Below are 25,646 nucleotides of genomic sequence, written 5' to 3'. Positions count from 1 at the left end.
CCGCACCCGGTCAGGCCAGGCGCCAGTCCACCGGGTCCCCGCCTTGATCGGCCAGCAGCGCGTTCGCACGGCTGAAGGGGCGGGACCCGAAGAACCCGCGGGAGGCCGACAACGGAGACGGGTGCGCCGACTTCACGGTGGGCACGTCGCCGAGCATCGGCTCGAGTGTGGCCGCGTCCCGACCCCACAGGATCGCGACGAGCGGCGCCGTACGCGCGACGAGCGCCCGGATCGCCTGCTCGGTCACGCGCTCCCAGCCTTTGCCCCGGTGCGACGCGGGCTGCCCCGGCTGCACCGTCAGGACGCGGTTGAGCAGCAGCACCCCCTGTGCCGACCACGGCGTGAGGTCGCCGTTCGGTGGTGTCGGCAGGCCGAGGTCGTCGCTGTACTCGCGGTAGATGTTGGCCAGGCTGCGCGGCACCGGTCGTACGTCCGGTGCGACGGAGAAGCTCAGCCCGACGGCGTGCCCCGGCGTCGGGTACGGGTCCTGGCCGACGACGAGGACCTTCACCCGGTCGAACGGCTGGGTGAAGGCTCGCAGCACGTTCGCGCCGGTGGGCAGGTAGCCGCGTCCGGCGGCGTTCTCGGCGCGCAGGAAGTCACCCATCGCGGCGATGTCGTCGGCGACGGGGGCCAGTGCCCGCGCCCAGCCCTCCTCGACGATCTCCGGCAGGGGTCGTACAGCCATCGGGGTGACCGGTCCTTCTAGTCGATCCGCCGCAGCGCGCCGCGGTAGTACTCGGCGTTCGCCGCGTACATCTTGGCGTTGGCATCGATGTGCCCCTCCGGCACCTCGTATCCGTCCCGGACCTTCGCCGGCACACCCATCGCCATCGAGCGCGGCGGGACTTGGAAGCGGGGGGCCACGAGCGCGCCGGCCGCGACGATCGCCCCGTCGCCGACGACGGAGCCGTTGAGCACGAGCGAGCCGGAACCGATCAGGCAGCCGTCGCCGATGGTGGAGCCCTCGATGTGGGCGTTGTGGCCGACGACGGTTCCCGCGCCGATGACGGTGGCGTCCACGGCGGTGCAGTGGATGATCGTCCCGTCCTGGATGTTGCTCTCGGCGCCGACGACGATCCGGCCGTAGTCGCCGCGCAGGACCGCGGTGGGCCACACCGAGGCGCGGGCACCGAGGGTGACGTCGCCGATGACCACCGCATCGGGATGGACCCAGGCGTCGGGATGGATATCGGGCACACGGTCGCCGAGCGCATACACAGCCATGTCCTGAAACCTATCTCGAGAAGCTCTGCCAGCCGCCGGGACCCGGCCGGTCGTGACCGTCGACGGTGACGCCGCCGCCCGCACGCACCGTACCGACGGGACGCCAGCCCGTGGGGAGCGGCGCGTCCGGTGGAAAGCACGCGGCCAGGGCGTGGTCCTCGCCGCCGGTGAGCACCCACTCCCACACGTCGGCGCCGAGGTCCGCGGCGGCGGACCGCAGCCCGGGGCCGGGCTCGAGCAGCTCGCGCGAGACGTCGATCGCGACGCCGGACGCGGCGGCGATGTGCCCGAGGTCGGCGAGCAGGCCGTCGGAGATGTCGGTCGCAGCATGGGCACCGGCGGCGGCTGCGGCGGGGCCCGCGGCGTACGGGGGCGACGGCACCTTGTGGGCAGCCACCAGGTCCGGGTGACCGGCGAGTCCGGCGGTGAGGACGGCCAGTCCGGCGGCGGAACGCCCGGTGGAACCGGCCAGCGCGACGATGTCGCCGGGTCGGGCCGCGGACCGCAGGAGGGGCGCGTTCCCCCCGAGGTCGCCGAGGACGGTCACCGCGACGATCAGTTGCGACGCCTGCACCAGGTCGCCGCCGACGACGCCGGCGCCGAGCGCCTCCGCGGCCTCGCCGATGCCGGCGGAGACGCCGTCGAGCACGCCGACCGGGGTGTCCGGTGGGCAGCCGAGCCCGACGAGGAAGGCGGTGGGGCGGGCGCCCATCGCCGCGACGTCGGCACCGTTCTGGGCAACGGCTTTGCGTCCGACCTCGTGCGGCGTCGACCAGTCGAGCCGGAAGTGCCGGCCCTCGACGAGCATGTCGGTGGAGACGGCGACCCGTCCGTCGGCGGCGGCGACGAGGGCCGCGTCGTGCCCCGGCCCGACGAGGGTGGTGGGGGGCTGGCGGCGTCCGGCGACCGCGCGGTCGATCACGGGGAACTCGCCGAGGTCGGCGACGGTGGGACCGGTACGGGGGGCCCCTGGCGAGACACCGGGCATGGGAGAGACACCGGGCACTGGAGGAACTTCGGGCACTGGGACGCTGCGCTCCCGTTCGTAGGTCGGAGGGCCACCGGCTTCGGCGGACACGGTAGTTTCGACCACGCTACCGTTCCCGATTCCCGAGAGACGATGACCGAGCCGACGCCCTCCCCCGACCCCCATCCCGTTCCCGACGGCACTTCCCCCGACGGCACTTCCGGTGACGACGAGCACCGCCGCAGCCCCGCGCTGGTCGCCACGGCCGTCGCACTGCCGGTGGCATTGCTGATCGGCATCGTGGTGGCGGCGGTGCTGGCGAACCGCACCCCGGAACTGGCGCCCGTGGCGCTCGGACCGGTGGTGGCGCCGCAGGCCGAGTCACCGGAGTGCGCGGCACTGCTGGAGTCGCTGCCCGAGGAGGTCGGCGACCTCCGCCGCGCGGAGCTGACGGACCCGGCCCCCGCGGGCGCCGCGGCGTGGCAGCCCGTCGAGGGCGAGCCGGTGGTGCTGCGGTGCGGGCTGGAGCGGCCCGCGGAGTTCGATCAGGCGGCGGCGCTGCAGGTGGTCGACGGCGTCCAGTGGTTCGAGGTGTCCGGCGCCGCGGAGGGCATCGACGCGAGCACGTGGTTCGTCGTGGACCGGCCGGTGTACGTGGCGCTGACGGTGCCCAACGGTTCAGGTCCGACTCCGCTGCAGACGGTTTCGGCGGCGATCACGCAGTCGTTGCCCCAGCAGCCGATCGATCCCGCGCCGGTCGCCGGCGGCTGACGCGGCCGGCGACCCACGGGATTCACTGCGCCAGCATGGATCCCGTCTGCAGGAAACGCTGATGGAAGGACAGTGACTCGCCGAGCAGATGCGGGGTGTGTCCCGCATCCGGCACGGCCTCGGCCCGGTCGACGTAGTCGTGCAACATGTCCCGGTAGTCCGGATGGGCGCAGTTGTCGACGACGACCCGTGCCCGCCGCCGCGGCGACAGCCCACGCAGGTCCGCAAGCCCCTGTTCGGTGACGAGGACCTGCACGTCGTGTTCGGTGTGGTCCACGTGCGGCACCATCGGCACGATCGACGAGATGCTGCCCCCCTTCGCGGTGGACGGGCTCAGGAACATCGACAAGTAGCCGTTGCGGGCGAAGTCCCCGGATCCCCCGATCCCGTTCATGATCTTGGTGCCCATGACGTGGGTGGAGTTGACGTTGCCGTAGATGTCGGCCTCGAGCATGCCGTTCATGGCGATGATGCCCAGGCGACGCACGATCTCGGGATGGTTGCTGATCTCCTGCGGACGCAGCACGATGTGCTCGCGGTAGAAGTCGATGTTGGACACCAGCTCGTCGATCCCGGCCTCGCTCAACGCCAGCGACGTGGCGGACGCGAAGCGGACCGTGCCGTGCTTGATCAGGTGCAGCATGCCGTCCTGGATGACCTCGGAGTAGCAGGTCAGCCCCTTGTGGGGTCCGGCGTCGAGACCCTGGAGGACCGCGTTGGCCACGTTGCCGATGCCGGACTGGAGCGGCAGGAGCGAATCCGCCGGCAGCCGTCCGCGGGAGACCTCGTGCTCGAAGAAGTCGAGCACGTGCGCGGCGATCGCCCGGCTCACCGCGTCCGGCGGGGTCAGCGGGCTGGCGCTGTCGCGCGCGTGCGTCTCGACGACCGCGACGACCTTGTCGGGGTCGACGCGGAAGGTGCTCTGGCCGATACGATCCTCGACATCGGTGAGCATGATCGGCTTACGGTGCGGCGGCAGGGCGGTGCCGTAGTACACGTCGTGGATGCCCGTCATCGCGGCCGGAACCCACGAGTTGACCTCGAGAATCACCTTCTCCGCGACGTCGAGCCAGGTCTTGTTGTTGCCGATCGACGCGGACGGGATCAGTTCACCGGTCTCGGTCACGCCGGAGACCTCGACGACCGCGACGTCGACGTGCCCGTAGTAGCCCTCCCAGACCTGCTGGGCGACGTGGGACAGGTGGATGTCCACGTAGTCCATCCGGCCGCTGTTGATGTTGCGGCGGGCGGTGGGTTCGGCCTGGTACGGCATCCGCAGGGAGATGCCGGCCACCTCGGACAGCATCCGCTCGGTCTCGGCGGAGACCGACGCGCCGGTGAGGAGGTTGACCGTGAAGTCGGTGCCGGCGGCGCGGGCAGCGCCGATGCGTTCCGCGAGCGCCGGGGTGATCGCCTTCGGTGTGCCGGCGCTGGCGAAGCCGCTGATGGCGACGGTGTGGCCGGGCTGGATCCAGCGGACGGCTTCCTCCGCAGATACGACCTTCTGCCGGAACGCCGGGTGGTCGATTCGGCTCGGAGCGGAGTCGGATGCGGGGCGGAGGAACTGCGTCTGCATAGCGAACAGGGTACGAGCACGCGCGGCGGCCGACGAAGCCTCCGTCACAGCGATCGACCGGATGGGGCGCGGACCACTCCCCCACCGCATACCGTCCGGCCGACTCCGCACGGCCCAACATCTCCCCTGCATCGGCATCCGAAAGCAACTGTCGCGCAGCGGGTCCGACCATCGGGACCGCAGCGGGCCCGACTCCGGCCGGTTGCGACGCCGACGATCCCGACTCGATCGGCGTCCCCGTGCCGGCGCGGGGACGGGACGCGGTTCCGCGACCGGCCCGACGGTTCGTTCGCCGACGAAACGACCCCGTTCGTCGCGGAACCGGGCACGTTCGTCCCCGAATCGGACGCCACCGCCGGCCTCGCCCGCGCCACGATGTCGTGACCGTCCGGCACGATGGGTTCCATGAGCACCGCCACCACGGATCTGCGCGACGACGCCGAACGACTGCTCCGCGACCTCGCCGGACCCGGGGCCCGGTTGCGCGAGGACCAGTGGATTGCCATCGAGGCACTGGTGGTGCATCGCCGTCGAGCGCTGGTCGTCCAGCGCACAGGGTGGGGCAAGTCGGCGGTCTACTTCATCTCCGCCAAATTGCTCCGCGCCCGCGGGCACGGGCCGACCGTGATCGTCTCTCCCCTCCTGGCCCTGATGCGCAACCAGGTCGAGGCGGCGCAGCGCGCGGGTGTCCGCGCCGCCACGATCAACTCCGGCAACGTCACCGAGTGGGAGGAGATCCACCGGCAGGTCGCCGACGGCGCAGTGGACGTGCTGCTCGTCAGCCCGGAGCGACTGAACAATCCGGACTTCCGCGACCAGGTGCTGCCGTCGCTCGCCCGCGACGCCGGGCTGGTGGTGGTCGACGAGGCGCACTGCGTCTCCGACTGGGGCCACGACTTCCGCCCCGACTACCGGCGTATCCGCACCCTCGTCGCCGACCTCGGCGAGGGCATCCCGGTGCTCGCGACCACCGCGACCGCGAACGACCGCGTCGTGGCGGACGTGGCGGCACAACTCGGCGTCGGGGAGGGCCGGGGCGAGACCCTGGTCCTGCGCGGGGGCCTCGACCGGCCGTCGCTGCACCTGTCGGTTCTGCGGATCGACGAGCCCGCCCGGCGAGCGGCATGGCTCGCCCAGCACCTCGACGAGCTGCCGGGGTCCGGGATCGTCTACACCCTCACCGTGTCGGCCGCGCACGACCTGGCCGCGCTGCTGTCCGAGCACGGTCACACCGTCGCGGCGTACACGGGCCAGTCGGACCCGGCCGAGCGGGAACAGCTCGAGGCGGACCTGCTCGGCGACCGGGTCAAGGCACTGATCGCCACCTCGGCGCTGGGCATGGGCTTCGACAAACCCGATCTCGGGTTCGTCGTGCACCTGGGAGCCCCGTCGTCGCCCATCTCCTACTACCAGCAGGTCGGGCGGGCGGGGCGCGCGACCGAGCGCGCGGAGGTGATCCTGCTTCCGGGGCCCGAGGACCGGCAGATCTGGAGCTGGTTCGCGTCGGTGGCCTTCCCGCGGGAGGATGTGGTGCGGCGGGTGATCGAGGTGCTCGAGCCGGAGCGGCCGCAGTCCACGCAGGCCCTCGAACCGCTGGTCGACCTCACCCGGTCCCGGCTGGAGATGGTGCTCAAGGTCCTCGACGTGGACGGCGCGGTGCGCCGGGTCAAGGGCGGCTGGATCGCCACCGGCGCGCCCTGGGAGTACGACGCCGACCGGTACGCCAAGCTCGAGCAGGCGCGTGCGGCCGAGCAGGAGGCGATGCTCGAGTACGAGCGGACCACCGGGTGCCGGATGGTGTTCCTGCGCACCCAGCTCGACGATCCCGGCCTGACATCCGAGACCGCGGGCTGCGGTCGGTGCGACAACTGCTGCGGGGCCCGGTGGTCGGCGGACGTCGACGACACCGAGCTGGGCCGGGTACGGGCCCGGCTGGACCGGCCGGGGGTGGACCTGCCGCCGCGGCGGCAGTGGCCGACCGGGATGACCAAGCTCGGCGTGGCACTGTCCGGAAAGATCACCGACGGGCCCGAGCCGGGGCGGGTGCTCGGCCGGCTGTCGGACCTGGGATGGGGACCGCGGCTGCGGGCACTGCTGGACGGCCCCGACGCGCCGGTGCCCGATGCGGTCGTGCAGGCCGCCGTGGACGTGCTCAGGGCGTGGGACTGGTCGCACCGGCCGACCGCGGTGATGGCCTTGGAGTCGGCGACCCGGCCCCTGCTGGTCGGTTCCCTCGCGACGCGGCTGGCGCAGCTCGGCCGGCTCGAGGACCTCGGCGTGCTACGTGCCCGGCCCGGCCGGCCCCCGGTGACGGCGGCGAACTCGGCGTACCGGATCGCCGGCCTCGTGGACGCGTGGGAGAGCCCCGACCTCCACGGAAACCCGGGGCCGGTCCTGCTCGTCGACGCGGTCACCGACACCGGCTGGACGCTGACGATGGCGGCACGGACCCTGATCCACGCCGGTGCGTCCGCGGTGCTCCCGCTGGCTCTGGCGAGCCCGAAATAATCGCTGCGCTCCACCCCGGCGCTACGCGAAGTGACGCTTCTCACATCGATGTCTCACCTGCACAGAGGCGGGGTACCCGGGGACGGATCCCGACAAGACGGGTGATTCCCGTCCGCGAAGTTGTTAGGTTCGAGACCGCTTATGACGCCTGTGACACAAAGTAGTACCCCGCCCACCGCGCCTGCCGAAACGGCACCGGCCGAGCCGAATTTCCGCGCACCGCGCATTTCCGACGGAATTCGCCTGTGGCAGATCGCGCGCGATTCGAAAGTGCTCGACGTCAACTCCAGCTACGCGTACGTGCTGTGGTGCCGCGACTTCGCGGCGACCTCGGTGGTCGCCACCGCTGGTGACGACGAGGCGGTCGGTTTCGTCAGCGGCTACCGACGCCCGGACGCACCGGACACGCTGTTCGTCTGGCAGGTCGCCGTGGACCAGGACCAACGGGGCCGCGGCGTCGCGGGCCGGATGCTCGACAGTCTGTGGGACCGACTCACCGACGCCGGCGTGACCCGGCTCGAGACGACGGTCAGCCCGGACAACGAGGCATCGATCGCGATGTTCACCGCGCTCGCCCGTCGACGCGGGCTGCGCATCACCCGGAGCGAATTGTTCACCCCTTCGGATTTTCCCGATTCACACATGGCCGAGGATCTCTACACGATCGGCGAATGAATACACGACCGGCGAAAACGAATTCGCCGCAGGAGGACGAGGAATGACCATTCTGGAGCACCCCGAAACCCCCGCCAAGCACAGCATTTTCGATCACCTCGAATCCGAGGTGCGCAGCTACAGCCGTGGCTGGCCGGCCGTGTTCGAGACGGCATCCGGATCGTGGATCCGCGACGAGAACGGCAAGGACTACCTCGACTTCTTCGCCGGCGCCGGAGCCCTCAACTACGGGCACAACAACCCGATCCTGAAGACCGCGCTCGTGGACTACATCATGGGCGACGGCATCACCCACGGCCTGGACATGGCCACCCCCGCCAAGCGGGAGCTGCTGGAGTCGTTCGAGAGCCACATCCTGGCTCCGCGTGGCCTCGACTACAAGGTCCAGTTCCCCGGCCCGACGGGCACCAACGCGGTCGAGGCAGCCCTCAAGCTCGCCCGCAAGGTCACCGGTCGCGAGTCGATCATCAACTTCACCAACGCATTCCACGGAATGACCCTGGGCGCGCTGTCGGTGACGGGCAACTCGATGAAGCGCGCCGGGGCCGGCGTGCCCCTGGTGCATGCCACCCCCATGCCGTTCGACAACTACTTCGACGGCGTCACCGAGGACTTCCACTGGTTCTCCCGCGTGCTCGACGACTCCGGCAGCGGCCTGAACCGCCCGGCGGCCGTCATCGTCGAGACCGTGCAGGGCGAGGGTGGCGTGAACGTCGCCCGTCCCGAGTGGCTGCGCGCCCTCGCGGACCTGTGCTCCGAGCGCGGAATCCTGCTCATCGTCGACGACGTCCAGATGGGCTGCGGCCGCACCGGCCCGTTCTTCTCGTTCGAGGTCGCCGGGATCACCCCGGACATCGTGACCCTGTCCAAGTCGATCGGCGGGTACGGCCTGCCGCTCGCGCTGACGCTGTTCAAGCGGGAACTCGACGTGTGGGGCCCGGGCGAGCACAACGGCACGTTCCGCGGCAACAACCCGGCGTTCGTCACCGCGGCGAAGGCACTGCAGCACTACTGGGCCGACGACCGTCTCGAACGCGACACGCTGCGCAAGGGCGAGCGGATCCGGCAGACCTTCATGAACCTGTCCGACATGTTCGACGGCGTCTCCACCCGCGGACGCGGCATGGTTCAGGGCCTGGTGTTCGACGAGCCGAGCGACGCGCAGAAGGTGTGCGCCCTGGCGTTCGAGCAGGGCCTGCTCGCGGAGACCTCCGGCCCCTCCGACGAAGTCGTCAAGCTGCTGCCGCCGCTGACGATCAGCGACGACGAGCTCGAGCACGGCCTGAACATCCTGTGCGAGGCCACCTCGGTGGTCCGGGCCTGAGCCCCGGCCACCCGTCGAACCCCGCACGAGAAGACGAGCACCGGAAGGACCCGCGCATGATCGTCCGTACCACCGAGGAAATCACCGGCACCGACCGCGACATCACGTCGGACAACGGCAACTGGCGCAGCAAGCGCATCGTGCTCGGCGGCGACAAGGTCGGGTTCTCGTTCCACGAGACCACGATCGAGGCCGGCACCGTCAACGAATTCCACTACGCCAACCACATCGAGGCCGTGTGGCTCATCGAGGGCACCGGCACGCTCACCGATCTCGAGACCGGCACCGTGTACCCGCTCGCGCCCGGCACGATGTACCTGCTGAACGGCCACGAGCGGCACCGGGTCGAGCCCGACACCCGGATGCGCATGTTCTGCGTGTTCAACCCGCCGGTCACCGGCCGGGAGGTCCACGACGAGAACGGCGTGTACCCCCTCGTCGAGGTCGTCTGAGAGCCCGCAGCATGTGCCCGGCCGGCCCTTCGCGCCTAGAGTCGGATCCATGACCTACGAGCGACAGCCGCGGATCGCCGTCGGCCCCGCCCCGGACATCGTGTTCGACCGGGCGATCGGGGCCGGCGGCGGTCGCGTATGCGGGTTCGACGACCACCCGGACGCGGTGGTCTGGACCGGCACATCGGACGAGTTCCCCGCGGCGTTGCCGACGTCGGTGCGATGGGTCCAGCTCCCCGCCGCCGGTGTGGAGGACTGGCTCGACGCCGGCATCATCCGTGCTCACCCCCAGGTGACGTGGACGTCGGCGGCCGGTGCGTTCGCCGCGACGGTCGCCGAACATGCGCTCATGCTGCTGCTCGCCGGGGTCCGGGCGTTGCCCGACCATCTGGCCGCGACGTCGTGGACGCCGAACGAGTTCTACCCCCAGCTGGGAACCCTGCGCGGCGCCACCGTGGGGATCATCGGCGCCGGGGGCATCGGCCGGGCCCTGATCCCCATGCTCGGCGCGCTGGGCGCCCAGGCGCTCGCGGTCACCCGCAGCGGCCGTCCCGTCCCAGGCGCCGTCGAGACCGTCCCCGTCGCGCGGATCGACGAAGTATGGTCCCGCGCAGATCATTTCGTGATCGCCGCTCCGGCCACGGCAGAGACCGAGCAGCTGGTGGGGGCCGACGAACTGGCGGCGATGAAGCCCACCGCCTGGGTGATCAACGTTGCCCGCGGCAGCCTCGTCGACACCGACGCGCTGGTGGACGCTCTCACCCGCCGCGTCATCGCGGGCGCCGGCCTGGACGTCACGGACCCGGAACCGCTGCCGGACGGGCATCCCCTGTGGTCCCTGCGCAATGCCATGATCACTCCACACGATTCCAATCCCCCGGCGCTGCGCATCCCCGCGTTCGCCGAGCACGTGACCGAGAACGTCACGCGCTTCGCCGCCGGCCTCGACCTCGCCGCGGTCGTCGATCCGAGCGCCGGGTACTGACTCCCCGCTACCCTGGACGGGGTGATCGAACCGCTGCACCACCTGCTCGACGGCCGGCGGTTGTGCGTGCTCACCGGCGCCGGGATCTCCACCGATTCCGGCATCCCGGACTACCGCAGCCCCGGCGCGCCACCCCGCAACCCGATGACCTACCAGCAGTTCGTGGGCGATCCCGAGTTCCGGCGCCGCTACTGGGCGCGCAACCATGTCGGGTGGCGGCACATGGACTCCGCGCGGCCCAATGCCGGGCACCGTGCCCTCGCCGCGCTCGAACGGCGCGGCACCGTCCTCGGTGTGCTCACCCAGAACGTGGACCTGCTGCACACCAAGGCCGGCAGCCGACGGGTGATCGACCTGCACGGCTGCTACGCCCAGGTGCGCTGCCTGGCGTGCGATCACCGGATCTCGCGGTTCACCCTCGCCGAGCAACTCACCGCCGCCAATCCGGGCTTCCTCGACAAGGTCCGGGGAACGACCGGTCTGGAGGTCGCACCGGACGCCGACGCGGTCGTCGACGACACCGGCAGCTTCCGCCCGGTGGACTGCGAGCGGTGCGGGGGAATGCTCAAGCCGGACATCGTGTACTTCGGGGAATCGGTGCCTCGCGAACGCGTCGAACGCGCGTTCGCGCTCGTCGACGAGGCGGATGCGCTGCTCGTGGTCGGCAGTTCGCTCACGGTGATGTCCGGACTGCGCTTCGTGCGGCACGCCGCGAAACTCGGCAAACCCGTGGGCATCGTCAACCGCGGGACCACCCGGGGCGATGCGCTGGCCACGGTGAAGGTCGACGCCGGGTGCTCGGAGGTGCTCACGGCCCTGGCCGCCCGGTCGCCGGCCGCCGCCCCAGGCCGGTGAGCGCCCGCCCCTACAGCGTCACGAGGTCGTCGGCGTGCACCACCGGCCGCTGCAGGTCCGCCGGCAGCTGCTGCGTGGAGAACCCGATCATCCAGTCCAGTTCGGCGGCATCGTAGGCCACTACGCCGCGCCCCACCGTCCGACCGTCGGGACCGACCAGCGCCACCACGTCCCCACCGTGGAAGCGCCCGCTCATCCCGGTAATGCCTGCCGCGAGCAGCGAGCGGCGCCGTTCGACCACTGCCCGCACCGCGCCCGCATCCAGGTGCAGGGTGCCGTGGGTGTCGGCGGCGTGCCGCACCCAGAATCGCCGCGCGGACATCCGGTCGGGCCGGGGCGCGAACGCGGTCCCCACATCCGCGGCACCGAGAGCGCGGTCGGCCTGGGACGCGGCGGTGAGCAGCACCGGCACGCCCGAGTCGGCGGCCAGCCGCGCGGCGGACAGCTTGGAGGCCATCCCGCCCGTGCCGAGGGCGCCCCCGGACCCGGCGACGACGCCGTCGAGGTCCTCCGGGCTGGTCACCTCCGCGATGAGGTGCGCATCGCCCTTGCGGGGATCGCCGTCGTAGAGGCCGTCGACATCCGAGAGCAGGATCAGTGCGTCCGCCCCGACGAGGTGCGCGACGAGCGCGGCGAGACGGTCGTTGTCACCGAACCGCAGCTCGGCGGTCGCGACGGTGTCGTTCTCGTTGACCACCGGCACGGCGTGCAGCGCGCGCAGCCGGTCGAGGGTGCGCTGCGCATTGCGATGCTGGGTGCGTCGCGCGATGTCGTCGGCAGTGAGCAGCACTTGCCCGACGGTGCGGTCGTACCGGGCGAAGGAGGTGCCCCACGCGTGGGCGAGGGCGAGCTGCCCGACGCTGGCCGCCGCCTGCTTGGTGGCCAGGTCGCGGGGCCGGACGGTCAGGCCGAGCGGAGCGAGTCCGGCACCGACCGCGCCGGAGGACACCACCACCACGTCCGAGCCGTCGCGCATGCGCCCCTCGAGCGCGTCGACGAGACGGTCGAGGCGGTCCCGGTCCAGTCCGCCGACCAAGCTGGTGATGGCGGACGAGCCGATCTTCACCACGACGCGGCGTGCGCCGGCGACGGCCTCCCGGGTATCGCTCACGATCTCCTGCTTCTGGGTTCGAGGTGGTCAGAACTCGTCGTCGTCGGTCGCGAGACCGCGCCGTACCTTCTTGGCGTGGCGGCGTTCGGCCGCCCCGACCCGATCGACCTGGTCGAGACGGGCGTCGGTGCCGCGGCCGGTCGGCACGACGTCCACGCCGGCCTGCGTCTGCGGCTCCCACTCGAAGGAGACGTCGCCGATCGTGACGGACGCGCCCGGTTCGGCGCCCTGCTTGACGAGCTCGTCCTCGACACCGAGGCGGGCGAGACGGTCCGCGAGGTAACCGACGGCCTCGTCGTTGTCGAACGCGGTCTGCCGCACCCAGCGCTCGGGCCGGGTGCCGCGCACGATGAAGCCGCCCGGCGTCTCGGGATCGGCAACGACGCTGAACCCGGTCTCGTCGACGGCGACGGGCCGGATGACGGGCCGTCGCGGCGCCGCCGGCGGATGCGCCTTCCGGTACTCCTCCACCATCCGCGCCAGCGCGAACGTCAGTGGCCGCAAGCCTTCCCGGCTGACGGCGGAGATCCTGAACACCGGCCAGCCCCGCTCCTCGAGGTCCGGGGTGACGAAGTCCGCGAGTTCCGCGGCGTCGGGCACGTCGGCCTTGTTCAGGATGACGATGCGGGGACGGTCGGCGAGGTCGCCCAGGCTGCTGTCACCGGACAGTGCCGGCCGGTAGGCGGCCAGCTCGGCCTCGAGTGCATCGATGTCGGAGATCGGGTCGCGACCCGGCTCGAGCGTGGCGCAGTCGACGACGTGGGCCAGCACAGCGCACCGCTCGAGGTGTCGCAGGAAATCCAGGCCGAGCCCGCGGCCCTCGCTGGCACCGGGGATCAGGCCCGGCACATCGGCGACGGTGAACGTGGTGTCGCCCGACTGCACGACTCCGAGGTTGGGGACGAGCGTGGTGAACGGATAGTCGGCGATCTTCGGCTTCGCCGCGGAGAGCACCGACACCAGGGACGACTTGCCCGCGGACGGGAACCCGACCAGCCCGACGTCCGCGACGGACTTGAGCTCGAGGACGAGGTCGCGCTCCTCCCCCTCCTCGCCGAGCAGGGCGAAGCCGGGGGCCTTGCGGGCCCTCGAAGCCAGCGCCGCATTGCCGAGACCTCCGCGGCCGCCGTGCGCGGCGACGAAGCGGGTGCCGGCGCCGACCATGTCGGCCAGGATCCGGCCGTCCTTGTCGAGCACGACGGTGCCGTCGGGCACCTTCAGCACGAGGTCGCCACCGTTGGCGCCGTCGCGGTTGCTGCCCGCGCCCTGGGTGCCGTTCGTGGCTTTCGCGTGCTGGTGGAAGTGGAAGTCGAGGAGGGTGTGGACACCCTCGTCCACCTCGAGCACGACGTTGCCACCGTTCCCGCCGTTGCCCCCGTCGGGGCCGCCGAGCGGCTTGAACTTCTCCCGGTGGACGGAGGCGCAGCCGTTACCACCCTTGCCGGCGGTGACGTGCAGCACCACCCGGTCGATGAAGCGGGACATGGGTGGACCTCCGTCGAATGGTGGAACTGTTGTGTCGGCCGGTGCTCCCGATGTGCCGGGAGCACCGGAGTCGTGCCGGGACCACCGCGTTACCGATGGTCCGAAAACAGTAGGGGCGGACCCGGGTGTGCGACCCTGGTCCGCCCCTACTGGGAGTATGTGCGAAGGAGACCTTCGCGGTGTCCGATTCGGACGGCAGATCAGGCGTCTGCCGCGACCGGAACGATGTTGACCGTCTTGCGACCACGCTTGGTACCGAACTCGACGGCACCGGCAGCGAGCGCGAAGAGCGTGTCGTCGCCGCCACGACCGACGTTCACGCCGGGGTGGAAGTGGGTGCCACGCTGGCGCACCAGGATCTCACCGGCGCTGACGGCCTGGCCGCCGAAGCGCTTGACGCCGAGACGCTTGGCGTTCGAATCGCGACCGTTGCGGGAGCTGGATGCACCCTTCTTGTGTGCCATGACGAACCCTCCTGGGGTTTGAAGCGGAAGCCCGAATTACTTGATGCCGGTGACCTTCAGGACCGTCAGCTTCTGACGGTGACCCTGGCGCTTGTGGTAGCCGGTCTTGTTCTTGAACTTGTGGATGCGGATCTTCGGGCCCTTGGTGTGCTCGACGATCTCGCCGGTGACCGTGACCTGCGCCAGCTTGTCGGCGTCGGTGGTCAGCTCGGCTCCGTCGACGACGAGGACCGGAGCAAGCGAGACAGCAGTGCCGGGCTCACCCTCGATCTTCTCGACCTTGACGAGATCGCCCTCAGCGACCTTGTACTGCTTACCGCCGGTCTTGACGATCGCGTACGTTGCCATCGGACGGCTACCCCTTGCTAGTTCGAACGTGCTCGCGCCACGGTGTGCAGCGCGACTGGTCTGGTGGTTGCTGACTCGGGGCCGCCACAATCCCGCATCGGGCGCAGCAGGGCCGTATCGCCGAGTAGCGACTGACCAAGATTACGGGAAGGTGACTGCCAGGGTCAAACCGGGCCCGGCCGCAGTCGAGCCCGGTTCGACCTCATGCCTGTGCTTCGACCGGCGGGCCGGCAGGCCGGCCCGCGGCCCGGCGACGACGTGGCCGTCGAACAGTCACCGGCTCGGCGTTGTCACCGGCCGGCGCGGTGGCCACGGCCACGGGCTCCGGGGCCGGTGTCGGCACCACGAAGACCGTGCCGGTGCCGTCGCCCGTCGGAGCCGCAGCGGCCCGCGAGACCCGGCGACGGCGACGGGGCGCCGGCTCGGCGGGCTGCGTGCCGGCCTCCGGCGCTTCGGCCGGCCGCGCCTCGCGCGGTTCGGCCACCGGGGCCGGCGCGGCTTCGGCCGACACGGCTTCGGTGGGCGTCTCCGCCGGCGCTGCCTTCGTCGGCCCTGCCTTCGTCGGCCCTGCCTCTGTCGGAACTGCCTCTGCCGGAACTGCCTCCGCCGGCTCGGCTCCGGATTCGGTCGGGTGTTCGTCGTGGTTGCCGTGATGCGCGGCCATCGCCAGAGCGACCGGGTGGGCGCGCTTGACGGTCGCATCCACCACCGGCGCCTCGGGGGCCGGCTGGGACACGGCCGCCTCGGTCGTCGCCGGTTCCGGCTGGGTGCCCCGATCACGGCCGCGGCGGCGACGGGAGCCGCTCTCGCCGCGCGCGGGCCGGCCACCGTCCTCGGCCGCGGCGACCTCGACGGGTTCGCTGTGCACGAGGATGCCGCGTCCGTGGCAGTGCTCGCAGGTGGTGGAGAACGCCTCCACGAGCCCCGTTCCGAGCCGCTTGCGCGTCATCTGCACGAGTCCCAGCGAGGTCACCTCGGAGACCTGGTGACGGGTACGGTCCCGGCCGAGCGCCTCGGTCAGGCGTCGCAGCACCAGGTCCCGGTTCGACTCGAGCACCATGTCGATGAAGTCCACGACGATCATGCCGCCGATGTCGCGCAGGCGCATCTGCCGCACGATCTCCTCGGCTGCCTCGAGGTTGTTGCGCGTGACGGTCTCTTCGAGGTTGCCCCCGGCGCCGGTGAACTTGCCGGTGTTGACGTCGACGACCGTCATCGCCTCGGTGCGATCGATGACGAGAGTGCCGCCGGATGGCAGCCACACCTTGCGATCGAGCGCCTTGGCGAGTTGCTCGTCGATGCGGTGGGCGGCGAACACGTCACGCCCACCCGACTCGGAATCGTGCCGCTCCACGCGGGGCAGCATGTCCGGGGCGACGGTGCGGATGTAGTTCTCGACAGTGCTCCAGGCGTTCCCACCCTCGATGACGAGCTTGGAGAAGTCCTCGTTGAACAGGTCACGAATCACCTTGACCAGCAGGTCGGGCTCTTCGTAGAGGGTCTTCGGCTGTCCCGAACCGTCGGCCTCGAGCTTGGCGGCCTGCTCCTCGATCGACGCCCACTGCGTCTGCAGGCGCTGTACGTCGCGGGCGAGTTCGTCCTCGCTCACGCCCTCCGCCGCAGTACGGATGATCACACCGGCCTCGGCCGGGACGACCTCTCGCAGGATCTCCTTGAGCCGCTTGCGCTCGGTGTCGGGCAGCTTGCGGCTGATGCCCGTCGACGAGCCGCCCGGCACGTACACCAGGAATCGGCCGGCGAGACTGATCTGCGTGGTGAGCCTGGCACCCTTGTGCCCGACCGGGTCCTTGCTGACCTGCACGAGCACGCGGTCGCCCGGCTTGAGGGCCTGCTCGATCTTGCGCGAGTTGCCACCGAGCCCGGCGGCCTCCCAGTTGACCTCGCCGGCGTAGAGGACGCCGTTGCGGCCCCGGCCGATGTCGATGAACGCTGCCTCCATCGAGGGAAGCACGTTCTGGACGCGGCCGAGGAAGATGTTGCCGACCATCGAACCGGAGCCGGCGCTGGTCACGAAGTGCTCGACCAGGACACCGTCCTCGAGGACCGCGACCTGTGTGATGTTTCCGGGGTTCGCGGTGTCACCGGCCTTCTCCCGCACCACCATGACGCGGTCGACGGACTCGCGGCGGGCGAGGAATTCCGACTCGGTGAGGATGGGCGGCCGACGGCGGCCTGCGTCCCGGCCGTCGCGGCGGCGCTGGCGCTTGGCCTCGAGCCGGGTGGAACCGGTGATGCCCTGAACCTCGTCCTTGGCGGCGCGTGTCTTGGACCGCGGCTCACGTTCGTGGACGACGGTGGGGACCGAGTCGTCCTCGACCGCGGTGTCGGCGCCGTCCGCGCTGCCCTTGCGGCGACGACGGCGGCGGCGACGACGGGACGGCCCTTCTGCGGACTCCTCCTCGCCCTCGCGCTGCTCGGACTCCTTCTGCTCGCCCTCGGCCTGCTCGCCTTCGGCCTGCTCGCCTTCGGTCGGCTCGGCGCTCGGCTCGGCGGTCGCGACCTCTTCCGTCGCCGGCGCCTCGGGCTCTGCTTCCGGTCCCTCGCCCTTCTCCGGAGCAGTGCCCTCCTCGGCGGCGGTCTCTGCAGGGGACGTTTCCTCGGGGGTGGTCTCCTCCGGCGTCTCGGCCTGCTCGCCGCGCCCACGGCCACGGCCGCGTCGGCCACGACGGCGACGGCGCGGCTCCTCTTCGGCGGCCTCCTCGCCCGGTTCCGCCGCCGCGGTCTCCTCGGTGACCTCCTCGGCGACGCTGGGTTCGGGTGCCTCGGCCGCCCGGCGGGACCGGCGGCGACGCGGCGCCGCCTCGGTGGGGGCGGTGACTTCCGGCTGCAGGAACAACGGCGCGCTGACGACGGGTTCGACGGCGCTCGGTTCCGGCGCGGTGAACACCGGGGTCTCCTGTTCCACGCCGGTGAACAGGGTCGGAGCCGCGGGCGGCGCGGCGGGTTCCTGAGCGGTGGTGTCCTCGACCGCGGCCTCCGCCGCGACGGCCGGCTCTCCGGCGGGAACCTCGGCGGTCTCGGCAGGCACCTCGGGCACCTCCCCCACCGGTTCCGGTGCGGCTTCCGCGCCGGTCTCGGCGGGCGCACCGAGAGCGGCGCGGATCTGTTCGGCGAGGTCGCGCTGCAGGCTCGAGTGGGCACTGCGCAATTCGGTGCCGAGGTCGGCGGCCTTCGCCATGACCTGCTTGCTCGTGAGGCCGAGCAGTTTGGCGAGGGCGTGCACGCGCATCTTCGGCGGCAGCACCACGGTGCCCTCATCGATGGAAGTGTCGTTCGGCGGCGCTTGGTCGGCCACGTAGGTCTCCTCGGGCCCCCGGGCGCGTCCATCCTCGTCTCGAGCGATGTGACGCGGCCACGCGGGGGCGCTGTCTGTGTGGGCTCGCACCGGGAGGCGCGAGATGTGCGGTCTCGCATCGCACGGTCGTCCGGTGCCCGTTTTCACTGCACGGCCGAGCGGTGCCTGGCTGGATCGCGGATCGAGCGCCGGTGCATCCAGCGTGCAACCGGGCGAGGTGTCTCCTGCGTCCCCGGTCACAGCGATGTCGGGCATCGATCCGTGATGTCGTTCGGTCGTTCCGCAACACTCCGAAGCGGAGCGACCTACCTCAGTATCCCACACAGAGGTCCGTGAACACGCCAACGGCGCCCCGAAGGGCGCCGTGGCACGTAGGTCGACGGATGAATCAGGACCCGGCGAGGGCCGGGAACCACAGAGCGATCTCACGCTCGGCCGACTCCACCGAGTCGGAACCGTGCACCAGGTTCTCTCCGGCGTCGAGCCCGAGATCACCGCGGATGGAACCGGGTACGGCCTTCTCGACGGGGTCGGTGCCGCCCGCGAGCTGGCGGAATGCGGCGATGGCCCGGGGCCCCTCGAGGACCGCCGCGACCAGCGGCCGCGCGGTGATGAACTCGATCAGGCCGGGATAGAAGGGTTTGCCCTCGTGCTCGGCGTAGTGGGCGGCGGCCACCTCCTCGGTGGCGGTGCGCAGCTCGAGTGCCACGATGTCGAGTCCCTTGCGCTCGATGCGCGAGAGGATCTCGCCGACATGACGACGGGCCACGCCGTCGGGCTTGATCAGTACCAGGGTCCGCTCAGTCACGCGCACAGCGTAGTGGTCAGCCCCGCTGCCCCGGTAGCAGGCCCCGCGCCTCGCGGTCCTTCATGTCCTTGCGCAGGTACAGGATGTAGCCCCACACCACGCTGAAGATCACGCCGACGATGCCGAGCGAGAGGTCGACGAAGAACCCCAGCAGGGTCAGCACCTGCAGCGCGAGGTTGTACCGGAGCGCCCAGGGCCGGCCCTGCAGCCCGGCGCCCGCGATCATCGCCACGGCGAGGAGCACGATGTAGCCACCCGAGAGCCACGTGAGTCCCCCACCGACGACCGCGACGACCGGCAGCACCAACAGGACCACGATGGCTTCGAGGACGAGCGTGCCGGCCATGACGCCTCGCAGCCCCTTCCACGGGTCCTTCGCGGGGGGCCGGACGGCGGAGTCCCGGTCCGGCGATGCGGCGGAGTTGTCAGCTGCCTCGCTCACGCGGGGTCCTTTCCGAAGAGAGTGCGGGCGGCGCCGGCGGTCACCACCGAACCGGTAACCACGACACCCGCCCCCGATACTGCCTCACCCGGCTCGGCGACCTCCTCGGCGATGGCGATGGCGGTCTCGAGGGCGTCGGGCAGTGTCGGCGCGACGACCACGCGTTCGTCGCCGAACCGTGCCACGGCCAGGTCGGAGAGCTCGTCGACGTCCATCGCCCGCGGCGAGCCGTTGTGGGTCACGACGATCTCGTCGAACACCGGCTCGAGGGCGTCGAGCAGACCGGGCACATCCTTGTCGGCCATCACCGACACCACCCCGACCAGCTTGCGGAAGTCGAACTCGTCGGCGAGGGCGGCAGCGAGAGCCTTCGCACCGTGGGGGTTGTGGGCGGCGTCGAGGAATACCGTCGGAGCGCTGCGCACCCGTTCGAGCCGGCCCGGGTTGAGCACCGAGGCGAACGCCGCGCGCACCGCGTCGGCGTCGAGCTGCCGGTCGGCGCCGGCACCGAAGAACGCCTCCACGGCGGCGAGCGCGAGCGAGGCGTTGCGGGCCTGGTGCTCGCCGTGCAGCGGCAGGAAGATGTCGGTGTACACCCCGCCGAGGCCTTGCAGCTCGAGTTGCTGCCCGCCTACAGCGATGCGCCGGGCCAGGACCTGGAACTCGGAGCCTTCGCGCGCGACAGCGGCATCCGCTTCCACGGCCCGGCGCAGCAGCACCTCCATCACCTCGGGTTCCTGCTGGGCCAGGATTGCGACGGTGTCGCGAGGCACGAGCCCGTCGTCGGGTGCCTTCTTGATGATCCCGGCCTTCTCCCCCGCGATCGTCGCGAGGTCGGGTCCGAGGTATTCGGTGTGGTCGAGCCCGATCGGGGTGATGACCGCGACCTGCGCGTCGACGACGTTGGTGGCGTCCCAGGTGCCACCGAGTCCCACCTCGACGACGGCGACGTCGACGGGGGCCTCGGCGAACGCGGCGAATGCCATGGCCGTGGTCACCTCGAACTTGCTCATCGCCGGGCCGCCCGCGGCCTGCGACTGTGCGTCGATCATCGCGACGTACGGCTCGAGTTCGCGATAGGTGTCGACGTAGGTGCGCGGGGAGACCGGCGCCCCGTCGATGCTGATGCGCTCCGTGGCCAGCTGCAGGTGCGGGCTCGTGGTGCGGCCGGTGCGCCGGTGCAACCGGGTCAGCAGGGCGTCGATCATCCGACTCACCGACGTCTTACCGTTCGTGCCGGCGATCTGGATGGCCGGATAGCTGCGCTGCGGGGATCCGAGCAGATCCATCAGCGCCGCGATCCGGGTCAGCGAAGGCTCGATCTTCGTTTCGGGCCAGCGCTTGTCGAGTTCGGCCTCGACCAGGGTCAGCTCGGCCAGGTCGACCGGCGACGGCTTCGCCGGGGTGGCCGCGGACCGGTCCTCGCTCACGCCGACCCCAGTTCCTGCAGGCGCGCGGTGATCCGCGCGATCTCCTCCTCCGCGATCTGTCTGCGGGCGGTGATCTTCTCCACGACCGCCGCGGGCGCCTTGGCGAGGAAAGCCTCGTTGCCGAGCTTGGCGGACGTGCCCGCGAGTTCCTTCTCTGCGACCGCGAGGTCCTTGCCCAGACGGGCCCGCTCGGCCGCCACGTCGACGGTGCCGGAGGTGTCCAGTTCCACGGTGACGGTGGCACCGGACAGGCGCACCTCGATGGCGGCGGTGGCGGCGAACTCCTCCCCCGGCTCGGTCAGCCGCGCGAGTGACCGTACGGCCGGCACCTGCGCAGCCAGGTCGGCGGCGTCGATCTCGGTGAGGCGCGCGGCGACCTTCTGCGACGGCTTGAGGCCCTGGTCGCTACGGAAACGGCGGACCTCGGTGACGAGTTTCTGCAGATCCTCGATGCGACGCGCGGAGTCGGCGTCGGGCTCGACGCCGGTGGCGCTCGGCCAGGACGCGACGACCACGGATTCGCCGCCGGTGAGCACCTTCCAGAGGGTTTCGGTGACGAACGGGATCACCGGATGCAGCAGACGGAGCAGCTGGTCGAGAACGTTACCGAGGACCGCCTTGGTGCCCTGCGCGTACTCGCTGCCGTCGGCCAGCTGCACCTTGGCGAGCTCGAGATACCAGTCGCACACCTCGTCCCACGCGAAGTGGTAGAGCGCCTCGCACGCCTTGGAGAATTCGAAGCGCTCGAACGCCTCGTCGACGTCGGCACGGACCCGCTCGAGCCGGTCCAGGATCCACCGGTCCGCGTCGGTGAGGGCAGCGCGCGCCGGGAGCTCGGTGACGACCGCGCCGTTCATGAGGGCGAACTTGGTCGCGTTGAACAGCTTGTTGGCGAAGTTGCGGGAGGACTGCGCGTGGTCCTCACCCACGGCAAGGTCGCTACCCGGGTTCGCCCCGCGGGCCAGGGTGAAGCGCAGCGCGTCGGCGCCGTACCGCTCCACCCAGTCCAGCGGATCGATGCCGTTGCCGCGCGACTTGGACATCTTCTTGCCGAACTGGTCGCGCACGAGGCCGTGCAGGAACAGGTCCTTGAACGGCACCTGGACGCCGGACTTCCCGCCGGCGGTGATCGCCTCGTCGTTCGCGACGTACAGGCCGAACATCATCATCCGGGCCACCCAGAAGAACAGGATGTCGTATCCGGTGACGAGAACGCTGGTGGGATAGAACTTCTCGAGCTCCGGCGTCTTGTCCGGCCAGCCCATCGTGGAGAACGGCCACAGGCCCGAGGAGAACCAGGTGTCGAGGACGTCGGGATCCTGTTCCCAGCCCTCGGGGGCGGTCTCGTCCGGTCCGAAGCACGCGACCTCGCCGTCCGGGCCGTACCAGATCGGGATGCGGTGACCCCACCACAACTGCCGCGAGATGCACCAGTCGTGCATGTCGTCGACCCACGCGAACCAGCGCGGCTCCTGGCTGGCCGGGTGGATCACGGTGTCGCCGTTGCGGACCGCGTCGCCCGCAGCCTTGGCGAGCGCATCGACCTTGACCCACCACTGCATCGACAGCCGGGGCTCGATCGTCTCGCCGCTGCGCTCGGAATGACCGACGCTGTGCAGGTAGGGGCGCTTCTCGGCGACGACCCGCCCCTGCTCGGCCAGCGCCTCGCGCACCCGGACCCGCGCCTCGAACCGGTCCATGCCGTCGAATGGTGTTCCGGTGCCGGCGATCCGGCCGGCCTTGTCCATGATGGTGGGCATCGGCAGGTTGTGCCGCACGCCCATCTCGAAGTCGTTGGGATCGTGGGCGGGGGTGATCTTGACGGCGCCGGTGCCGAATTCGGGGTCGACGTACTCGTCGGCGATCACGGGGATCCGCCGGCCGGTGAGGGGGTGCTCGAGGGTGGTGCCGACCAGGTGCTTGTAGCGCTCGTCGTCCGGGTGCACCGCGACGGCGGTGTCACCGAGCATGGTCTCGACCCGGGTGGTGGCGACGATCACGTGCGGCTCGTCGTCGTCCAGAGAGCCGTAGCGCAACGAGACGAGCTCGCCCTCGACCTCCTCGAACTTGACCTCGATGTCGGAGATCGCGGTCTGCAGCACGGGCGACCAGTTCACCAGTCGCTCGGCGCGGTAGATCAGCCCGTCGTCGTAGAGCCGTTTGAACATCGTCTGCACGGCCCGCGAGAGTCCCTCGTCCATGGTGAACCGGTCGCGGGACCAGTCGACGCCGTCCCCGATACGGCGCATCTGCCCCTGGATGGTGCCGCCGGATTCGCGCTTCCAGTCCCAGACCTTGTCGACGAACAGTTCGCGACCGAAGTCCTCCTTGGTCTTCCCGTCCACCGCGAGCTGCTTCTCGACGACGGTCTGGGTGGCGATGCCGGCGTGGTCCATGCCGGGCAGCCACAGCACCTCGTAGCCCTGCATGCGTCTGCGGCGCGAGAGCGCGTCCATGAGGGTGTGGTCGAGTGCGTGACCCATGTGCAGGCTGCCGGTGACGTTCGGCGGCGGCAGCACGATCGAGTAACCGGGCTTGTCGCTGGACGGATCGGCGGCGAAGTAACCGGCGTCCACCCAGCCCTGGTACAGCTCGTCCTCTACGGCGCTGGGGTCCCAGCTCTTGGGGAGGGCGTCGGCGGGGTTCTGGTGGTTCTCTGGCGCACTGGTCACCCCGCAATCGTAGTCAGCGGAGGCAAACCGCCTGAACACGCCCCACGGACCCGGATCGGGGCCGCCGGCCTGCGGGTTCGGTTCAGCCCAGCACCTCGGGCAGCGCCCGGGGACGCGCGAGTACGTGTTCGGAGAGGAACGCCTCGACCACCTCGTACCAGATCTTCGTGTGCTGGGGGCCGAGCACCCAGTGGTTCTCGTCGGGGAAGTAGAGGAAGCGGTGCACGGTGGAGCCGTCCTCGGCGGCGGGCGCCCCCGACTCGGACAGCAGTTCGTACCACAGTCGCAGGCCCTCCCCGATCGGCACGCGGTAGTCCTTGTCGCCGTGGATCACCAGCATGGGGGTGACGATGTCGGCGACGTACAGGTGCGGTGAGTTCTCCACCGCCATCTCGGGGGTCATCTCCCGAGCCCAGTACCAGGCCGAGTCCGTGGTGGGCCCGAACTGGTCGAGAGCCCACAGGCTCGCGTGGGTGACGATCGCCCGGAAGCGGTCGGTGTGCCCGGCCACCCAGTTGGCCATGTATCCGCCGAAGGAGCCGCCCATCGCGGCGGTGCGGTCGGCGTCGATCACGGGGAGTTCGATCGCGGCGTCGGTCAGCGCCATCAGGTCGGTATAGGGCTCCTTGCCCCATCTGCCCCACCCGCGTTGGACGAAGTCCTGCCCGTAACCGGAGGACAGGGCGGGATCCGGGAGCAGCACGGCGTAGCCGCGGGCGACGAGCAGCCACGGGTTCCATCGCCACGACCAGGTGTTCCAGGAGCCGAGGGGGCCACCGTGGATCCACAGCAGCAGCGGCGCGGGGGCGTCGGGATCGGCGGTGGCCGGCAGGGCCAGCCAGGCCCGCAGCGGGGTGCCGTCGTCGGCGGCGGTGGTCAGTTCCGTGAGACGGCCGGGGAGGTCCGGTAGCTCGGCGGGAGCGCGCAGAGCGGTGACGGCGCCGGAGCCGTCCAGCGGGATCCGCACCGGGTGCGGCGGGGCGTCGTAGGCCGCGCGCAGGGCGTAGACGCACGTTCCGTCGGGTGCGACGTGCAGGTCGGTGTAGGCGGCCGGGTCGGTGGTCAACGGGGTGGGGACGTCGGCCCACAACGCGACCTGGAAGATCGGCGCGCGGCCGTGTTCGTCGGCGGTCACGAGCAGCGCCCCGGAGTCGGGACGCCAGACGACGGACGTCGGCCACCGGTCCCACCCGGGCACCAGGAGCGTCGTGTCCCCCGAACGAAGATCGAACAGCCGCAGCGTGATTCTCGGCGCGGTCTCGGGGTCGGAGTGCGTCTCGTGCAGGAACGCGACCCGGGTGCCGTCCGGTGAGATCGCGGGAGCGAACACGTCGGCGGTCTCGTCGTCGACGAGGACCGTGCGCAGTCCGGTGTCGGTGTCGATGCGCACCAGGGTGGTGCGGCGGGATGCGAGTGGTCCGGGCACCGACCAGGTGGTGACGGCGAACGTGCCGTCCGGGGCGAGGTCGAGGGTGGCCTCGCGCAGGGCGCCCCCGGGTCCCGGGGTCAGGTCCGACAGCGGCGCGTCGGGGCCGTCCGCGAGGGCGAGCAGGTGCGGCTCGGCCGGCCCGAGGTCGTGATCCCAGTGCCGGATCGGGTATCCGGTGTGCAACACGGCGGAGATCTTGTGCTTCTTGCGGGCGTCCCGGATCCGTTGGTCGTCGCCGTCGGTGCGGCCGAGCACGTCCGCCGTCACCACGATCCGGTCGGCGCCCCGCGCCGCGTGCACTGCGCGTACCCCGCCCTTGCGGGAGACCACGCGCTGCGCTTCGCCACCGGCTGCCGGCAGCCGCCACAGTGCGGCCGGCGCGCCGTCGCTGTCCGTCCCGTCGGCCCGGGCGGCGGTGAACAGCAGGTCACCGGTGGCGGTGAAGACGGGGCCCGACTCGCCCTTCGCGCCCCACGTGAGCCGCCGGGCGGGCTCCTGTCCGTGCGGGTCCACCTCCCACAACGCCCCGACGTACCCCGTCCCCTCCTCGTCCGGGGTGGACTGGGCGATCACGACACGGTTCCCGTCCGGCGACAGCGCGAGCGTGGTGACGCGCGGGAGAGCCAGATAGTCGTCGAGGTCGTCGAATGCGGTCATGGTGCCCGAGGGTAGTGCGCGCCGGGGGTGTCACCGGGGAGCCGGCACTGCCGTTTCGGACGGCGAATGCCCCTGCCGACCGGCACTGCGGTCTGCGTCCTCGCCGGCGCCGCATGTGCACCGGACCCACGGTCGACCTCCTGC

Annotated in this window: 21 protein-coding genes; 7 read left to right on the top strand and 14 right to left on the bottom strand. The window is 71.0% G+C overall.

Annotated features, from left to right (window positions below; translation table 11 throughout):
• Positions 1-10 precede the first annotated feature (10 nt).
• Genes AC2IPW_RS10070 through AC2IPW_RS10060 form a run of 3 tightly spaced genes read right to left on the bottom strand, consistent with a single transcriptional unit; the run spans position 11 to position 2,215 of the window.
• Positions 11-688 (bottom strand): uracil-DNA glycosylase, encoded by a 678-nt coding sequence (locus AC2IPW_RS10070; RefSeq protein WP_003939062.1) that lies wholly within the window; start codon positions 686-688, stop codon positions 11-13.
• A gap of 17 nt (positions 689-705) precedes the next feature.
• On the bottom strand, positions 706-1,227 hold the full coding sequence (locus AC2IPW_RS10065; protein WP_003939063.1) for a gamma carbonic anhydrase family protein: 522 nt from the start codon (positions 1,225-1,227) through the stop codon (positions 706-708).
• A gap of 10 nt (positions 1,228-1,237) precedes the next feature.
• Positions 1,238-2,215 (bottom strand): thiamine-phosphate kinase, encoded by a 978-nt coding sequence (locus AC2IPW_RS10060; protein WP_432375445.1) that lies wholly within the window; start codon positions 2,213-2,215, stop codon positions 1,238-1,240.
• A gap of 132 nt (positions 2,216-2,347) precedes the next feature.
• Here AC2IPW_RS10060 and AC2IPW_RS10055 point away from each other — a divergent pair, with 132 nt between their 5' ends.
• Positions 2,348-2,965, top strand: coding sequence for a DUF3515 domain-containing protein (locus AC2IPW_RS10055; protein WP_486376797.1), 618 nt, complete (start codon positions 2,348-2,350; stop codon positions 2,963-2,965).
• Positions 2,966-2,987: 22 nt separating this feature from the next.
• Here the strand turns inward: AC2IPW_RS10055 and scpC are convergent, their stop codons facing one another.
• Positions 2,988-4,541 carry a succinyl-CoA:acetate CoA-transferase ScpC gene (gene scpC, locus AC2IPW_RS10050; RefSeq protein WP_040784232.1) on the bottom strand — a complete coding sequence of 518 codons (1,554 nt, stop codon included), beginning with the start codon at positions 4,539-4,541 and terminating at the stop codon, positions 2,988-2,990.
• Positions 4,542-4,946: 405 nt separating this feature from the next.
• Here scpC and AC2IPW_RS10045 point away from each other — a divergent pair, with 405 nt between their 5' ends.
• The 6 genes from AC2IPW_RS10045 (at position 4,947) to AC2IPW_RS10020 (ending at position 11,340) form a co-directional block, all read left to right on the top strand.
• A complete protein-coding gene (locus tag AC2IPW_RS10045) occupies positions 4,947-7,049 on the top strand; it encodes a RecQ family ATP-dependent DNA helicase (RefSeq protein ID WP_432375449.1) in 2,103 nt (700 codons plus the stop codon).
• A gap of 141 nt (positions 7,050-7,190) precedes the next feature.
• Positions 7,191-7,724 (top strand): diaminobutyrate acetyltransferase, encoded by a 534-nt coding sequence (gene ectA, locus AC2IPW_RS10040; protein ID WP_486376796.1) that lies wholly within the window; start codon positions 7,191-7,193, stop codon positions 7,722-7,724.
• Positions 7,725-7,767: 43 nt separating this feature from the next.
• The gene (gene ectB, locus AC2IPW_RS10035) at positions 7,768-9,048 is read left to right on the top strand and encodes a diaminobutyrate--2-oxoglutarate transaminase (protein ID WP_003939069.1); all 1,281 of its coding nucleotides are present in this window, start codon (positions 7,768-7,770) and stop codon (positions 9,046-9,048) included.
• 56 nt (positions 9,049-9,104) lie between these two features.
• Positions 9,105-9,500 (top strand): ectoine synthase, encoded by a 396-nt coding sequence (locus AC2IPW_RS10030; protein ID WP_003939070.1) that lies wholly within the window; start codon positions 9,105-9,107, stop codon positions 9,498-9,500.
• Positions 9,501-9,549: 49 nt separating this feature from the next.
• Positions 9,550-10,485: a D-isomer specific 2-hydroxyacid dehydrogenase family protein gene (locus AC2IPW_RS10025; RefSeq protein WP_054374673.1), complete on the top strand. Its 936-nt coding sequence runs from the start codon at positions 9,550-9,552 to the stop codon at positions 10,483-10,485.
• 21 nt (positions 10,486-10,506) lie between these two features.
• On the top strand, positions 10,507-11,340 hold the full coding sequence (locus AC2IPW_RS10020) for an NAD-dependent protein deacetylase (RefSeq protein ID WP_054374672.1): 834 nt from the start codon (positions 10,507-10,509) through the stop codon (positions 11,338-11,340).
• Positions 11,341-11,350: 10 nt separating this feature from the next.
• On the opposite strand, the gene proB is transcribed toward AC2IPW_RS10020, so the two are convergent.
• The 10 genes from proB to AC2IPW_RS09970 form a co-directional block, all read right to left on the bottom strand.
• A complete protein-coding gene (proB, locus tag AC2IPW_RS10015) occupies positions 11,351-12,451 on the bottom strand; it encodes a glutamate 5-kinase (RefSeq protein WP_054374671.1) in 1,101 nt (366 codons plus the stop codon).
• Between the two features lie 27 nt (positions 12,452-12,478).
• A complete protein-coding gene (gene obgE, locus AC2IPW_RS10010; protein WP_054374670.1) occupies positions 12,479-13,936 on the bottom strand; it encodes a GTPase ObgE in 1,458 nt (485 codons plus the stop codon).
• A gap of 200 nt (positions 13,937-14,136) precedes the next feature.
• The gene (gene rpmA / locus AC2IPW_RS10005) at positions 14,137-14,400 is read right to left on the bottom strand and encodes a 50S ribosomal protein L27 (RefSeq protein WP_003939075.1); all 264 of its coding nucleotides are present in this window, start codon (positions 14,398-14,400) and stop codon (positions 14,137-14,139) included.
• Between the two features lie 36 nt (positions 14,401-14,436).
• Positions 14,437-14,748, bottom strand: coding sequence for a 50S ribosomal protein L21 (gene rplU, locus AC2IPW_RS10000; RefSeq protein ID WP_003939076.1), 312 nt, complete (start codon positions 14,746-14,748; stop codon positions 14,437-14,439).
• 202 nt (positions 14,749-14,950) lie between these two features.
• Positions 14,951-18,064, bottom strand: coding sequence for a translation initiation factor IF-2 N-terminal domain-containing protein (locus AC2IPW_RS09995; protein WP_486376795.1), 3,114 nt, complete (start codon positions 18,062-18,064; stop codon positions 14,951-14,953).
• A 388-nt stretch (positions 18,065-18,452) separates the two neighbouring features.
• On the bottom strand, positions 18,453-18,872 hold the full coding sequence (gene ndk / locus AC2IPW_RS09990; RefSeq protein WP_003938159.1) for a nucleoside-diphosphate kinase: 420 nt from the start codon (positions 18,870-18,872) through the stop codon (positions 18,453-18,455).
• A 16-nt stretch (positions 18,873-18,888) separates the two neighbouring features.
• Positions 18,889-19,314 carry a DUF4233 domain-containing protein gene (locus AC2IPW_RS09985; RefSeq protein ID WP_003938158.1) on the bottom strand — a complete coding sequence of 142 codons (426 nt, stop codon included), beginning with the start codon at positions 19,312-19,314 and terminating at the stop codon, positions 18,889-18,891.
• On the bottom strand, positions 19,311-20,744 hold the full coding sequence (gene folC, locus AC2IPW_RS09980; RefSeq protein WP_003938157.1) for a bifunctional tetrahydrofolate synthase/dihydrofolate synthase: 1,434 nt from the start codon (positions 20,742-20,744) through the stop codon (positions 19,311-19,313). The genes AC2IPW_RS09985 and folC overlap by 4 nt, the downstream gene beginning before the upstream one ends.
• Entirely contained in the window at positions 20,741-23,416 is a 2,676-nt protein-coding gene (locus tag AC2IPW_RS09975; protein ID WP_486376794.1) for a valine--tRNA ligase, read from the bottom strand. Before AC2IPW_RS09975 ends, folC begins: the two co-directional genes overlap by 4 nt.
• 82 nt (positions 23,417-23,498) lie before the next feature.
• Positions 23,499-25,502: a S9 family peptidase gene (locus tag AC2IPW_RS09970; RefSeq protein WP_450119905.1), complete on the bottom strand. Its 2,004-nt coding sequence runs from the start codon at positions 25,500-25,502 to the stop codon at positions 23,499-23,501.
• Positions 25,503-25,646 lie beyond the last annotated feature (144 nt).

The organism is Rhodococcus sp. NS-SX18, from assembly GCF_057367935.1.
Note: the sequence above shows the minus strand (reverse complement) of the source record. Positions and strands in the feature narration are given on the sequence as shown.